The sequence below is a fragment of the Ruminococcus sp. RTP21358st1_G6_RTP21358_211008 genome (assembly GCF_040908885.1).
GTDB classification, from domain to species: domain Bacteria; phylum Bacillota; class Clostridia; order Lachnospirales; family Lachnospiraceae; genus Blautia_A; species Blautia_A faecis.
This window is the reverse complement of the sequence record NZ_JBDGDM010000013.1, coordinates 48,099-63,082: the sequence shown is the minus strand read 5'-3', so window position 1 is coordinate 63,082 and position 14,984 is coordinate 48,099. Positions and strand designations below refer to the sequence as shown.

General features: G+C 44.4%; 14 protein-coding genes. All 14 read left to right on the top strand.

Annotated elements, in window-relative coordinates:
• Window positions 1-262 precede the first annotated feature (262 nt).
• The 14 genes from AB5Z12_RS07360 (at window position 263) to rseP (ending at window position 14,637) form a co-directional block, all read left to right on the top strand.
• Entirely contained in the window at window positions 263-1,426 is a 1,164-nt protein-coding gene (locus tag AB5Z12_RS07360; RefSeq protein ID WP_368368593.1) for a M24 family metallopeptidase, read from the top strand.
• A 155-nt stretch (window positions 1,427-1,581) separates the two neighbouring features.
• A complete protein-coding gene (locus AB5Z12_RS07355) occupies window positions 1,582-1,998 on the top strand; it encodes an amino acid-binding protein (protein ID WP_118578742.1) in 417 nt (138 codons plus the stop codon).
• A gap of 90 nt (window positions 1,999-2,088) precedes the next feature.
• Complete coding sequence (gene eno / locus AB5Z12_RS07350) at window positions 2,089-3,450, top strand: phosphopyruvate hydratase (RefSeq protein ID WP_368357045.1); 1,362 nt, start codon at window positions 2,089-2,091, stop codon at window positions 3,448-3,450.
• Between the two features lie 123 nt (window positions 3,451-3,573).
• Complete coding sequence (secG, locus tag AB5Z12_RS07345) at window positions 3,574-3,810, top strand: preprotein translocase subunit SecG (RefSeq protein WP_118578738.1); 237 nt, start codon at window positions 3,574-3,576, stop codon at window positions 3,808-3,810.
• 97 nt (window positions 3,811-3,907) lie between these two features.
• On the top strand, window positions 3,908-6,352 hold the full coding sequence (gene rnr, locus AB5Z12_RS07340) for a ribonuclease R (RefSeq protein ID WP_244095580.1): 2,445 nt from the start codon (window positions 3,908-3,910) through the stop codon (window positions 6,350-6,352).
• A gap of 126 nt (window positions 6,353-6,478) precedes the next feature.
• Window positions 6,479-6,949, top strand: a complete 471-nt coding sequence (gene smpB, locus AB5Z12_RS07335; RefSeq protein ID WP_148463520.1) for an SsrA-binding protein SmpB — start codon at window positions 6,479-6,481, stop codon at window positions 6,947-6,949.
• 179 nt (window positions 6,950-7,128) lie between these two features.
• The gene (locus AB5Z12_RS07330; protein WP_330604821.1) at window positions 7,129-7,671 is read left to right on the top strand and encodes an acyl-CoA thioesterase; all 543 of its coding nucleotides are present in this window, start codon (window positions 7,129-7,131) and stop codon (window positions 7,669-7,671) included.
• 348 nt (window positions 7,672-8,019) lie between these two features.
• The gene (locus AB5Z12_RS07325; RefSeq protein ID WP_148463521.1) at window positions 8,020-8,991 is read left to right on the top strand and encodes a hypothetical protein; all 972 of its coding nucleotides are present in this window, start codon (window positions 8,020-8,022) and stop codon (window positions 8,989-8,991) included.
• Window positions 8,992-9,025: 34 nt separating this feature from the next.
• On the top strand, window positions 9,026-9,727 hold the full coding sequence (gene pyrH, locus AB5Z12_RS07320) for a UMP kinase (RefSeq protein WP_330590253.1): 702 nt from the start codon (window positions 9,026-9,028) through the stop codon (window positions 9,725-9,727).
• A 146-nt stretch (window positions 9,728-9,873) separates the two neighbouring features.
• Window positions 9,874-10,428, top strand: a complete 555-nt coding sequence (frr, locus tag AB5Z12_RS07315; RefSeq protein ID WP_118578734.1) for a ribosome recycling factor — start codon at window positions 9,874-9,876, stop codon at window positions 10,426-10,428.
• 182 nt (window positions 10,429-10,610) lie between these two features.
• The gene (locus tag AB5Z12_RS07310; protein ID WP_118578732.1) at window positions 10,611-11,318 is read left to right on the top strand and encodes an isoprenyl transferase; all 708 of its coding nucleotides are present in this window, start codon (window positions 10,611-10,613) and stop codon (window positions 11,316-11,318) included.
• 1 nt (window position 11,319) lies between these two features.
• Window positions 11,320-12,114 (top strand): phosphatidate cytidylyltransferase, encoded by a 795-nt coding sequence (locus tag AB5Z12_RS07305; protein ID WP_148463522.1) that lies wholly within the window; start codon window positions 11,320-11,322, stop codon window positions 12,112-12,114.
• Between the two features lie 92 nt (window positions 12,115-12,206).
• On the top strand, window positions 12,207-13,349 hold the full coding sequence (gene dxr / locus AB5Z12_RS07300) for a 1-deoxy-D-xylulose-5-phosphate reductoisomerase (protein WP_148463523.1): 1,143 nt from the start codon (window positions 12,207-12,209) through the stop codon (window positions 13,347-13,349).
• A gap of 1 nt (window position 13,350) precedes the next feature.
• Window positions 13,351-14,637, top strand: coding sequence for an RIP metalloprotease RseP (gene rseP, locus AB5Z12_RS07295; RefSeq protein ID WP_148463524.1), 1,287 nt, complete (start codon window positions 13,351-13,353; stop codon window positions 14,635-14,637).
• The last annotated feature ends 347 nt before the right edge of the window (window positions 14,638-14,984 follow it).

Below are 14,984 nucleotides of genomic sequence, written 5' to 3'. Positions count from 1 at the left end.
TAAAGTGTTAAAAATTAAGATGTTTCGTTATGCTTCTGGTGGTCCGTACCTCTCTTTCTTAGATTATAAGTAATGAACTTATGTTTTCGGTGGTCTCACTCCTTTTTGTTTTTATTTTTAAGTTCCTTTTGTTTTATGAGCTTACTATAACAGATTACTTCCTGTTTGTCAATGAATAATTTGAAAAAATATTATTTTATATAAAATAAAAAGTTTATATGCGCGAAAAGAATTGAAAATTCAGACAATATTTCCGCGTATAATGTGGTATGATGAAACTATAAAGAATATGGCTTTTCAACGTGATAAAGTGCTGGGAAGCTGTATGACAGAAGATGAGGAGGAAGCGAAGATGTTAAATGCAATTCTTGATGAATTGAAACTGAATGCCCTTGTGATCACAGATCCGTATAACATGCGACATGTAAGCGGTTTTCGTGGCGGCGAGGGCGCTTTATATATTTCAGCAGCCCAGAAGGTGCTGATCACAGATTCCCGTTATACGGAGCAGGCCGGTAAGGAGAGCGATTTCACAGTAATCGAAGAGTGTCGTGGGCATAACCGTCAGACGATCTTGAAGGAGTGCATGGAGAAGGAGAATGTAAGTGGCGATTTCCATATGGGATATGAGGATCAGTCCATGCTTTGCTGTGATTTTGATAAGCTCAGAAAGGAACTGCCGGTTCAGACATGGACACCTCTTGGCAGCAGAATCGATGATCTTCGCCAGATTAAGACTGAGGAAGAACTGGAGTACCTGGCAAGAGCTGAAGAAATCGGGGACAAAGCATTTGCAGAATTTTTGAAAATCGTGAAACCAGGAATGACAGAGCTGGAAGCTGCGGCAGAGCTGGAATATCTGATGAAAAAAGAGGGAGCAGAGGATTTAAGCTTTAACACGATCATCGCTTCCGGTCTGAATTCTTCCATGCCTCACGCAATTCCAGGATATAAGAAGCTGGAGGAAGGGGATTTTGTTACCTGTGATTTTGGCTGTAAATACAAGGGATACTGCTCCGATATGACACGTACCTTTGTACTCGGAAAAGCAAGCGATAAACAGAAAGAAATTTACAATGTTGTATTAAAAGCACAGCTGGCCGGTCTTGCAGCAGTAAAGGCTGGTGTAAGCGGAGCGAGTGTGGATAAGGTTGCGAGAGATATTATTACAGAGGCTGGTTATGGTGACTGTTTTGGTCACGGACTTGGTCACAGTGTAGGTCTTTTCATCCATGAAAGTCCGCGCCTGTCTCCCTCTGACGATACCATTCTAAAAGCCAATATGATCGAGACAGTTGAACCTGGTATTTATGTACCTGGTTTCGGAGGGGTTCGTATTGAGGATATGGTAGTGGTAACGGAAGACGGCTGCCGCAATCTGGCACATTCTCCTAAGGAACTGATTGAGGTTCCTGTTGAGAAATAAAGAGCTGATTTTTATATATAGCGAATAGATAGTAATGTTGCCGACAGGCGAAATGTCTGTTTTGTGAAAGAAAATTATCTGCCTGAGTGGCATCTGAGTTCCTATTACGATTAAAATGTTAATATTGTTATTAAAATGTGGAAAGGAATAAGAAAATGCTGAAACAATTATCAATTTTTGCGGAAAATATCAAAGGGAAAATGCAGAAGGTGACTGGAATCCTCCTGGAGGAGGATATTAATATCCTTGGTTCTGTCACCAATGACAGTGCTGAATATGGAATTATACGTATGGTTGTTTCCAAACCTGAGCAGGCGTTAGAAGCGCTGACAAAGGCTGGTTTTATCTGCAAGCTTAGTGATGTTCTTGGAATCGAGGTAAAGGATGAGGTTGGTAACCTGAACAAACTGCTTCTCAGTCTCCAGGAGAGCAACATCAATATTGATTATCTGTATCTGTCTTTCAACCGTGCTACCGGACTTCCGATCATGGTTCTCCACGTACCGGATATCAGTGAGGTGGAGGCATGTCTGAGAAATAAGGGATTTAATTCCATTTCTGAGGTTCATTGAGCACTTTAGGCAGAAACAGAATCTGAAATCCTGCATAGAACTCTGAATAGTTGGAAAAACTACCGTTATCAATCTTTAGGAGGTAAGGAAATGTTACGGTATTTGCCTATTCGGAAGATTCACGCAAGACAAATTCTGGATTCCAGAGGCAATCCTACTGTGGAGGTAGAAGTGACAGTTGGAGAAGGCGTTATTGGAATCAATGGATATACAGGCCGTGCAGCAGTTCCATCCGGCGCGTCCACAGGAAAATTCGAAGCACTGGAGCTAAGAGACGGCGATAAAGGAAATTATAAAGGTCTTAGTGTACAAAAAGCAGTGGATAATGTAAACACGAAAATCTCGGAGGCAATTCTGGGAGAAAATGCACTGGATCAGACCTATATTGATTCTCTTCTGATTCAGACAGATGGTACGGACAATAAAAGCAATCTTGGGGCGAATGCCACTCTTGGTGTTTCTATGGCGGTGGCGAGGGCAGCCGCTATGGCACTTCGGATTCCGCTTTATCAGTATATCGGAGGCTGTCATGCGAACAGGATGCCAGTACCAATGATGAATATTTTGAATGGCGGGCGGCATGCGGACAATACAGTGGATCTTCAGGAGTTTATGATCATGCCAGTTGGGGCTTCCTGTTTTTCAGAGGGAATCCGCATGTGTGTGGAGATTTATCAGTCACTGAGGATTCTTTTAAAAAAGAAAAATCTGTCTACAGCAGTGGGCGATGAGGGTGGTTTTGCACCGGATCTGAAGGATTCCAGGGAGATTCTGGAATTGATCCTTGAGGCTGTGAGGAACGCCGGATATGAGCCGGGAAAAGATATTGGCATTGCCATTGATGCGGCAGCCAGTGAATTATATGACGGAGAAAAAGATGGTTACTATTTTCCTGGGGAGAGTAAGATGACTGGAAAAGAAGTAATCCGGGATTCTAATGAAATGATCCGTTATTACGAAAATCTGTTGGATGAATTTCCTGTTGTTTCTATCGAGGACGGACTGCAGGAGGATGACTGGGAGGGCTGGAAGGCTATGACGGAGCGGATTGGAAGCCGTGTACAGCTGGTTGGGGATGACCTTTTTGTGACAAACATCAAACGGCTGTCCTGTGGAATCAAGCTCGGAACAGCAAATGCAATCCTGATCAAGGTAAATCAGATTGGAACCCTGACAGAGTCTCTGGAGGCAGTAGAACTGGCTGCACGGGCGGGTTATCGCTCTGTTATTTCCCACCGCTCCGGTGAAACAGAGGATTCCTTTATTGCAGATCTGGCAGTGGCAACTGGTGCAGGGCAGATCAAGACCGGTGCACCATGCCGTTCGGATAGAAATGCCAAGTATAATCAGCTTCTGAGAATCCATGAGCAGCTTGGCAGGCTGTCGGTGTATGAGAATCCGTTTGTTTCTGCGCATCGCGAAGCGTGTTACTGGTCAGGTCATGAACATTAACATCCGTTTGTCTGACCATGAAAAAACGATAGTGTAATTTGTCCAAATTCAAGATAAAAAAGAGTTGAAATCAAATGCTGGCTATGGTACAATATCCTCTAGTTGATTAGGAGGTGTAACCACGTGCAGATTTTAAGAACGATTTTAACAATTCTTTTTGTTATAGATTGTATTGCCCTTACCGTAGTAGTCCTTATGCAGGAAGGTAAGTCACAGGGTCTTGGTGCGATTGCCGGAGCTGCAGACACATACTGGGGTAAGAACAAAGGACGTTCCATGGAGGGCGGTCTTGTTAAGGCAACTACAGTTATGGGAGTTTTGTTCTTTGTACTGGCAGTTGTATTGAACCTGAATTTCTAAGAATGAACTGGGAAACACTCTTGTTGATCTGATCGCAAGGGTGTTTTTTATGTCTTGAGGAATTAATTTTTTACACAGGCATTAAGAAGGAGAAAAATTGAGTAAAGACAGAGAATTTGACAAACGAAAAAAAATTATGATGGAGCTTCTTGGTGATCCAGTGTACCAGCCTATGCGCTTCCGGGAAATTGCAGGTCTTCTGCGCCTTTCAAAGGACGAGAAGAAGGATCTGTACCGTGTTCTGGATGATCTGGTAGCAGAGGGAAAGGCTGACCTGGATTCCAAGGGACGTTATTCCAAAGTAACTGGAAGAAAGCGCGGGAAAGAGAAGCAGCGAGGAAAAAGAGAAGAACGTGACGAGAAGTTTTCGGGTAAACGTTCCGGGAAATATGTAGAAGAAGGCTCCGAGAGACGTACCGGGAAGAAAGATGAGAAGCATTCCGATAAGAAATATAATGATAAGCAGGCTGGAAAGTATGATCACCGCAAGTCCGACGATCATTACAGCAGGGGAAAAGATAAGTACGACGATAGGAAACACGGCAGACGCTGCGAGGATGATGACCCGGAATTCCGCCTTGCCCGTCTGGAGAACGAATATCCGGACAGTCCATCTGTGGAAGGCACCTTTATCGGTCATCCCAAGGGCTTTGGATTCGTGGAAATCGAGGGGGAAGACAACGACGTATTTATTCCGGAAGATTGTACCGGAACGGCTATGCACCAGGATAAGGTTCGTGTTATAATCACAAAAGAGCCGCAGGAAGGCAAACGCCGCGAGGGAATTGTAGTAAAAGTTCTGGAAAGAGGTATGACCCAGATCGTGGGAACCTACGAGAACAGCCGTGACTTTGGTTTTGTGGTAAGCGACAATCCTAAATTTTCCAGGGATGTATTTATTCCGAGAAAAGATTCCCAGGGAATTAAGGACGGGGATAAGGTAGTGGTGGAAATCACCAGCTACGGAAGCAAGAACCGCAATCCGGAAGGTAAGATCGTAGAGAATCTGGGAAGCTGCCGTGCACCTGGAACAGATATCCTTGCCATTGTAAAAAGCTTTGGCATTCCAAGCGAATTTCCGGATAAAGTAATCCGTCAGGCTGACCGTGTGCCGGATCATGTTCTGGATGCTGACAGGGATGGCCGACTGGATCTTCGCCATCTTCAGACCGTCACCATCGACGGAGAAGACGCCAAGGATCTGGATGATGCAGTTACTTTGACAAAGGAGAATGGCATCTATCATCTTGGTGTTCACATTGCAGATGTAAGCAATTATGTACAGGGTGGAAGCGCCCTTGACCGTGAGGCGTTGAAGCGGGGAACCAGTGTATATCTGGCAGACCGCGTAATTCCCATGCTCCCGGTACGGCTTTCCAACGGAATCTGTTCTCTGAACCAGGGGCAGGATCGTCTTACTTTAAGCTGTCTTATGGATATTGATAAAAAAGGAAATATGATTTCCCATAAGATTGCAGAGACTGTGATCTGTGTAGATGAGAGAATGAATTATACAGATGTGAAAAACATTCTGGAGGATACTGACGAAGAGGCAAAGAAACGCTATGAAAAACTTGTTCCCATGTTTTTCCTGATGAAAGAGCTTTCTGAAATCCTTCGTGGAAACCGCCATCACAGAGGCTCCATTGATTTTGATTTTCCGGAGAGCAAGATTATCTTAAATGCAGTAGGAAGAGCCATTGACATTAAGCCATATGAGGCAAATGTGGCAACAAGGATTATAGAGGATTTCATGCTTATGGCAAATGAGACTGTGGCAGAGGAGTGCTGCAGGGATGATATGCCGTTTGTTTATCGTACCCATGAGACACCGGATCCCGAGAAAGTGGAGAGCCTTCTCACACTTCTTCATAATCAGGGAGTGCCGGTGCAGAAGCATGGACAGGAGATTACCCCGAAGGAAATCCAGACTATTCTGGAGAGCATTGAGGGACTTCCAAATGAGCCACAGATCAGCCGCCTTACTCTTCGAACCATGAAACAGGCGAAGTATACTACAGAATGCAGCGGCCATTTTGGACTTGCAGCGAAATATTACTGCCATTTTACTTCTCCAATCCGTCGTTATCCGGATCTTCAGATTCACAGGATTATTAAGGATAAGCTTCGGGGACGTCTGGAAAGAGAGGGAAAAACAGAGTATTATAAAGAGATTCTGGAAGATGTGGCACGCCAGTCCAGTGTGTGTGAGCGCCGTGCGGATGAAGCAGAGAGAGAATCTGACAAGCTGAAAAAAGCAGAATATATGTCTTACCATATTGGGGAAGAATTTGAAGGAATCATTTCCGGTGTTACTGGCTGGGGCTTCTATGTGGAACTTCCAAATACGGTAGAGGGACTGGTTCATGTAAATACACTGAGGGATGATTACTACACCTTTGATCAGGATGCTTACGAGTTGATCGGCGATGTGACACACAAGGTGTTTGCACTGGGACAGAAGGTGCGTGTGAGAGTTGCGGACGCAGATACCATGCTGAAGACTGTGGATTTTGTTCTGGCAGAGGATCAAGAGTGGTAATTAGAAGTTACTGTTCATTCTGCAATCAAAAACACGCTTTGCGATGCATAGAAAACAGGCTCTAGAACAGCAACCCTTTGTTTTTAGCGCCCGCCTGCAGGCGGAAATCCATATAGGGAGGAACTTATGGCAAAGAAACCAGGAATCAAACTGATTGCAAATAATAAAAAGGCATTTCACGATTATTTTATAGAAGACACTTATGAGGCGGGAATTGCCCTGGCAGGAACAGAAGTAAAATCCCTGCGTATGGGAAAATGCAGCATCAAGGAATCTTTTGTGCGGATTCAGAATGGGGAGGTTTACATCTATGGGATGAACATCAGTCCCTACGAAAAAGGCAATATTTTTAACAAAGATCCCCTTCGTATCCGTAAACTTCTCCTTCACCGCAGTGAGATCAACAAGATGGAAGCCAAACTGAAAGAAAAAGGCCTTACCCTTGTGCCGATCAAGGTCTATTTCAAGAACAGCCTTGTGAAGGTGGAAATTGGCATGGCAAGAGGTAAGAAACTGTATGACAAACGTCAGGATATTGCAAAGAAAGATCAGAGACGAGAAGCAGAGCGTGATTTCAAGGTGAAGAATTTATATTAAAAATAATGGGAGCTGGGAATTTTTATGATGAAAAATTCCCGGCTTTCGTAAATTTCTGTTAAACATTTATAGGGAATCAGCTGTGAAGATGCAGCATATAAAAAGTCAGACAGGTCAATATGGTATTTATTTAATATTCGCTGCACAGGCAGCATGAAAACAGTAAAAAGAGGTTGGCTATGGAAGAGAAAATAAAAGAGAAAACAAAAGAGAAAACACAGGAAGCAAAGGAAACAACAAAAGAAAACCGCCTGATGAAAACCGTAGAGGATTCCAGAACGGAGCAGGTTCATCTGATCATGCACCAGCACTTAAATGCCGGCGGCAGATTGTTTGGAGGAATGCTGATGCAGTGGGTGGATGAGGTGTCTGGCGTGGTTGCCATGCGTCATTGCGGGACTTACCGTGTCACAACTGCAGCTGTAGATAATCTGCAGTTTAAGGAGCCCGTTTACGAGGGCGAGATCCTTGTGATGATCGGCTATGTGACCTATGTGGGAAATACCTCCATGGAAGTGGAAATTGATTCCTATGTGGAGCGCGGTGATGGAATGCGTTACCTGGTAAACCGTGCTTTTTCTGTGATGGTAGCTGTAGATAAGAATGAGCGCCCTACCCGAATCCCCGGCCTTATTATTCGCACAGAAGCTGAGAAAGGACGCCATGAGGCAGCTCTGCTCCGCAGGGATATGCGTAAAGAGCGAAGAGACGCCGGGTTTTAAACATTGAAACATGATGTCAAAAAGTATTTGAGCCAGAGATAGAGAAAGCTGTCCCTGGCTCTTTTTGTTCACAGAAGAAGTACGTAGGATCTTCCTTCCCGGTGAAGGAACCAGAGAGAATGGGGAAAAGAAACCCGAGAGTTGCGGCGCGAAATCGTGCAAAGCATGATTTCTGTGCATCGCGAAGCGTGTTACTGTGAACGGAGTGAACAGTAACGAAAAGTTTAAAAATTGTATGAAATCATCCCGCGTTCGGTTGACAAGTCTGTCATACTCTGTAATAATAATGGAGAACAAAAAGTGGATATTAGAGGAGTTTAATTCCATTTTGTGGGAGGAATATAGATTATGAAAAAACGTTATGTGATTCTTGCAGCACTTTTGGTCACTGCTTTGGCAGCAGCCGGATGTGGTAAGAAACAGACTGAAGATACAGGTAAGGATGGCCAGGTAACCGTGGCTCCAGCTGAGAATACAGATACAGCTTCAAGTGATGACAGTTCCCTGGTAGATATGCAGAAATCTGACGATGCAGATATCAAGAATGTGATTGGTGATAAGACTTCCACAGCTTCCAAGCTGATTCTTGTGAACGGTACCGGAGCTGCTGTGAAGGGACTTTACATTCGTCCGACTACGGATGACGATGATGACTGGGGCACAGAGCTGATCAATGGATTGTTTACTTTGAATGATGGTGACAAGGCTCTTTACTATTATGAGCCGGACGAGAAGGATGCAGATGGAAATACGGTGACAAGCTATGACATCCGGATCACGTATGAGGATGAGGATTATACAGATTGCTATTTCCGTAAGCTTCCGCTGAAGACAATTTCAAAGATCACTCTTCATATGGAGGGAACTGTTGAGGATGGAATTCCTTATGCTACTTATCTGACAGGAACAAGTAAGACAGAAACTTCTACCTTGAGTGAAGTAATGGCGCGTCTTGGCCTTGATGACAGCGAAGACAGTTCTGAGGATGATTCTCAGGAAACGGATACAGCACCAACGCCTACATCTGCGCCGCAGCAGTCAGATCCTACTGCTGCACCTACATCTGCACCGCAGCCTACAAGTACTCCGGATAATAATGGCGGCAGTAATACAGCACCGAATGATTCCAGTGCAGATAAGGCGAAACAGTATATCGGACAGCCGCTTTCCAGTCTTGTTGCAGCACTGGGAGAGGCTAACGGAAGTGATTATGAGAACGAGCCGGAGACCGGAGAGACAGGATATCATTATTATGACTCTTTCACAGTTTCTACCACTGTTGATGACAGCGGAAATGAGGTTGTTGCCGGAGTATGGTAAAATAAAAGAATAAAAAATAAGGCAGGATAAAAGCATGGAAATGAAAAGAGTTTTATTAAAATTAAGCGGCGAGGCTCTTGCCGGACCGAAGAAAACAGGATTTGACGAGGCAACTGTTCTTGCAGTAGCGAAGCAGATCAAGGCAATTTCTGATGAGGGAGTACAGATCGGCATTGTGATTGGCGGTGGAAACTTCTGGAGAGGACGTACCAGTGAGACGATAGACCGCAACAAGGCAGATCAGATCGGTATGCTTGCTACTATTATGAACTGTATTTATGTATCTGACCTTTGCAGATATACAGGTATGAAGACTGAGATTTATACACCATTTGCATGTGGTGCATTTACAAAACTGTATTCCAAGGACAGTGTAGAAGAGAGCTTTGCACAGGGCAAGCTGGTATTCTTTGCAGGCGGTACAGGACATCCGTATTTCTCTACTGACACAGCTACGGTTCTTCGTGCAGTTGAGATTGAGGCCGATGCGATTCTTCTGGCGAAGGCAGTTGATGGTATTTATGACAGCGATCCGAAGGTAAATCCTGACGCTGTGAAGTACGATGAGATCTCTATTCAGGAAGTTGTTGACAAGAAGCTTGCAGCCATGGATCTTACAGCTTCTATTATGTGTCTGGAGCAGAAAATGCCGATGATGGTATTTGCTCTTGATGAGGAGAACAGCATTATCAACACCGTTCACGGAAAATTTTCCGGAACAAAGGTTACTGTATAAGCGCGTTTCTGTTCACTGGCAACATAAGAGCAGCAGACAAGAGCCTGTCTGAAAAATCATTCCGGCAGTCTGTACCATATTATACGCGCAGAAAATAGGATAATACTGCTTACCGGCAGAAAATCATAAAGAGGGAGATTAATTTTATGGATGAAAGAATTCAGAAGTATGAAGAGAAAATGAAAAAGACATTGGGCAGCTTGGAAGCAGAGCTGACTACTATCCGTGCAGGACGTGCCAATCCGCATATCCTTGACAAGCTGACAGTAGATTACTACGGAAGCCCTACACCGATTCAGCAGGTGGCAAATATCACGGTTCCGGAAGCTCGTATGATCCAGATCCAGCCATGGGAATCCAGCCTGATCAAGGGAATTGAGAAAGCAATCCTTACTTCTGATCTTGGCCTGAACCCGAATAACGATGGAAAAGTGATCCGTCTTGTTTTCCCGGAGCTTACCGAGGAACGCCGTAAAGATCTGGTTAAAGATGTTAAGAAAAAAGGCGAAGCAGCTAAGGTTGCTGTCCGCAACATCCGCCGTGATGCCAACGATGCATACAAGAAGTTGAAAAAAGAAGAGGATGTATCTGAGGACGAGATCAAAGAGTTAGAGGATAAAGTTCAGAAGCTTACAGACAAATACATCAAGGATGTAGATGCTGCAGTAGAAGCAAAAGGTAAGGAGATTATGACTGTATAAGGGCATATTACCTGAAGCGCAGAGCTGTTTGGACTAAAAATCTGCAAAACAGGATCCTTTTATAAAGAAACCGCAAAAAGAGCTCTTTAAAAAGAGCTCTTTTCTGCCCTTGTGTATGAAATTGTACGAATAATCTGAACGCTTATAACGAAAAAAGAAAAACAAAATACAAGGAGAAAAATATGAACGTACCCAATCATATTGCCATTATTCTGGACGGCAATGGCCGCTGGGCAAAGGCAAAGGGACTGCCTCGTGGCTATGGACATGTTAAGGGCTGCGCCAATCTGGAGCAGGTCTGCTATGATATTAAAGATCTGGGCGTGAAATATCTGACAGTATATGCTTTTTCCACGGAGAACTGGAAACGCTCCAGAGAAGAAGTGGACGGGCTTATGAAGCTGTTTCGTAGTTATCTTAAGAAATGTATCAAGATATCCCGGGATAATAAGATGAAAATCAAAATTATCGGCGATATTTCTGCTTTTGCACCGGATATTCAGGAAAGCATCCGTAAGCTGGAGGAGTTTTCCAAGGATTATGATGAGCTGTACTTCCAGATCGCCATGAATTACGGAAGCCGCGATGAGATTACAAGAGGAATGCGAAAGATGGCACAGGATGTGGCGGATGGAAAAGTTTCTCCGGATCAGATCACAGAGGATACGATTGGAAGCTACCTGGATACTGCAGGAGTGCCGGATCCGGATCTTCTGATACGCACCAGCGGAGAACAGAGACTTTCCAATTTCCTTATGTGGCAGCTGGCTTATACGGAATTTTATTTTACAGACGTGGCATGGCCGGATTTCCATAAAGCAGAATTAGTACAGGCTATTGAGAAATATAATCAAAGAGACAGAAGATATGGCGGTGTGAAGGAGGAGTAAGATGTTTAAAACACGTCTTTTAAGCGGTATTGTGCTGGTCGCAGTTGCGCTTCTGACTATTATCAGTGGAGGTTATGTGCTGTTTTTTACACTGCTTGGGATCTCTCTGATCGGAATGCAGGAGCTTTATAAGGTTATGAAGGTTCGGGAAGACCATTTTAATGCCCTGGAAATTGCAGGCTATTTTGGAGCTGTGATCTACTATGTGCTGATGTCGCTGGATTTTGAAAAATATGGAATGATGGGCGTGATCATTTCGTTCATGATGTTTATGTTCGTTTACGTATTTACTTATCCCAAGTTCAAGGCAGATCAGGTAATGCCGGCGTTCTTTGGGGTGGTATACGTGGCTGTGATGCTCTCCTTTATTTATCTTACCAGGAACCTTCCGGATGGAAAATTTCTGGTATGGCTGATCTTTTTATGCTCCTGGGGATGCGATACCTGCGCATATTGTGTGGGAATGCTGATCGGCAGGCACAAAATGGCACCAATCCTCAGCCCGAAGAAATCAGTAGAAGGTGGAGTAGGCGGCGTGGCAGGCGCTGCGCTTCTGGGCGCAATTTATGCAGCAGCAACTGGCGGAAAGATTGCAGAGTATGCGCTGATCTGTGCAGTCGGAGCACTGATCTCCATGGTTGGAGATCTGGCTGCTTCTGCTATTAAGAGAAATCAGGGAATCAAGGACTATGGCAAACTGATCCCGGGACACGGTGGAATCCTGGACAGATTTGACAGTGTGATCTTTACAGCTCCGGCTATTTATTTCCTGGCGAAGCTTGTGCTGGGAATCTGATTCCGGATTGGCAGCGGGAAGCATAAAGGAATAAGAAGTGTGGAAATGATAAGATGTGATTTGTCCCTGAAATGGACTGAGAGGAATTTCAAATGAAGAAAATTGCAATTTTAGGCTCAACTGGTTCCATCGGTACACAGACCCTGGATGTAGTGAGAGCTAACGGCGATATAGAGGTGCTGGGAATCAGTGCAGGAAGAAATGTGAAAATGCTGGAAGAACAGGCAAGAGAATTTCATCCTCAGCTGATTGCAGTGTGGGATGAAAATGCGGCAAAGGATCTGGCTGTCCGCCTTTCAGATATGGATGTAAAAATTGTGTCTGGCATGGAGGGACTTCTGGAGCTTGCACGTATGCCTCAGACAGATATTCTGGTTACCGCTGTTGTGGGAATGATTGGAATCCGTCCTACAATGGAGGGAATCAAGGCGGGCAAGGACATTGCCCTTGCAAACAAAGAGACATTGGTAACAGCAGGTCATCTGATCATTCCGATGGCAAAAGAGCATGGAGTTCAGATCCTTCCGGTAGACAGTGAGCACAGTGCTATTTTCCAGGCTCTTCATGGGGAAAAGCGGGCGCAGGTTGAGAAGCTTCTGATCACAGCTTCCGGTGGTCCCTTCCGTGGAAGAAAAAGAGAAGAACTGGAACATGTGACGCTTGCAGATACCCTGAAGCACCCGAACTGGGTAATGGGACAGAAGATCACAGTAGATTCTGCAACCCTGGTCAATAAAGGTCTGGAGGTTATGGAAGCCAGATGGCTGTTTGATGTGGATTTGGATCATATTCAGGTTGTTGTCCAGCCAAAGAGCATTATCCATTCGATGGTAGAGTTTAAAGATGGTGCGGTTATGGCGCAGCTTGGAACTCCGGATATGCGGCTTCCAATCCAGTACGCACTCTATTATCCGGAACGCAGATATCTGGATGGAGAGAGACTGGATTTCCATAAATTGAAAGAGATTACTTTTGAAGATCCGGATATGGATACATTCCTGGGGCTTCCAATGGCTATGGATGCTGCAAGAAAAGGCGGCAGTATGCCTACTGTGTTTAACGCAGCAAATGAGCTGGCTGTGAAGAAGTTTTTACAGGAAAAAATCGGCTTTCTGGATATTTACGACATTATTGCACAGTCTATGGAAAGACATACAGTGATCCGGAATCCGGATCTGGAGGAGATACTGGCAGTAGAAGACGAGACTTATAAATGGATTGAAAGCAGGTGGTAGGTTGAAGATTATTCTGGCATTATTGATTTTCAGTGCGATCATTCTTTTTCATGAGCTGGGGCATTTCCTTCTTGCAAAGAAAAATAAGATCGTAGTAACGGAGTTTTCCCTTGGAATGGGACCAAGGCTGCTTAGCACAGAGAAGAATGGAACCAGGTATTCTCTGAAGCTTTTGCCTCTTGGCGGTTCCTGTGCCATGCTGGGAGAAGATATGGAGGATGAGTCCAAGGGGACTTTCAATGGTGCACCAGTGTGGGGAAGAATCGCTACAGTTGCAGCAGGACCGGTATTTAACTTTATCCTGGCCTTTGTGTTTGCAGTGCTCATTGTTACGCTGGTGGGCTATGACCCGGCAGAGGTTACGCAGGTGGAGAGTGGTTCTACTGTGGCTGAAGCTGGTCTTCAGGAAGGGGATATTATCAAAGAATATCAGGGGTATCATATTGATCTGGCAAGAGATCTTTATCTGTATATGTATCTGAATAATCCACAGGAGGATGAGACCATTCATATGACTGTGGAGAGGGATGGCAAAGATGTGGAGCTGGCCTTCAAACCAGACGTACAGGTGAGATACCTTCTTGGCTTTAACAGAAAGAGTACCGATTCTCTTGAGGTGGCATCCCTGATTCCGGGAATGGGCTTATCTGAAACTGGTGTGGAGCCTGGGGACGTGATCACTTCCATTAATGGTACCAGACTGGAGAGTTCGGACGATTATACTGCATATCTTGCAGAGCATCCTCTCACAAGTGAGCCTGTGACCATTACTTATGAGCGTGATGGCCTGGAATACAACGCTGAGGTAACTCCATCGGAGTCCCGCACAGCAGTGCTTGATTTTTCTTATAATCTGGCGTACACGAAGACACAGGGATTTGAAGTGCTGAAGTATGGAACGCTGGAAGTAAAATATATGATCCGCTCTACCTTACTCAGCCTAAAAGAGCTTCTTACCGGCGGGCTGGGCGTAAAGGATTTAAGCGGTCCGGTTGGCGTAGTTGATGCAATTGGCAGCACCTATGAGGCAAGTAAGAGTGAGGGCATGCTGACTATCTGGGTAAATATGCTGTATATGGCAGCACTTTTATCTGCAAACCTTGGTGTTATGAACCTTCTTCCGCTTCCTGCACTGGATGGTGGCCGGCTTGTATTTCTGATTATCGAGGCTATCCGGAGAAAACCGGTGAACAGACAGATTGAGGGCATGGTTCATTTTGCAGGTTTGATGGTGTTGATGCTTTTGATGGTTGTAGTTATGTATAATGATATTTTGAAGATTTTTTAATCTTTTTGAAATGAAAAAGCTGTAAAAAAATGAAAGCGAAGGCTATGTGTATCAAACGGATATGCATAGCCTTTTTTTGATGCAGCAGACAATTCTGCAGCAAATTCCTATTACCCAAAAAAGCTTTTCCAGGCAGTGAGAGGAAATAACGGAAATGCAGATGAGGGGGATGGTCTGCTGCAGGCGGCAAATCTTGCAAGGGGATTCCTTTTTATAGGGAAAACTTCCGAATATGTAGTAATAAAAACTACATAATAAAGTGTCGAATAAAAGTAAAACTTGACATAAAAACAATAATGCTTTATACTAAAATAGTTTTAAAATCAAACTAAATTAAAGCATGGAGG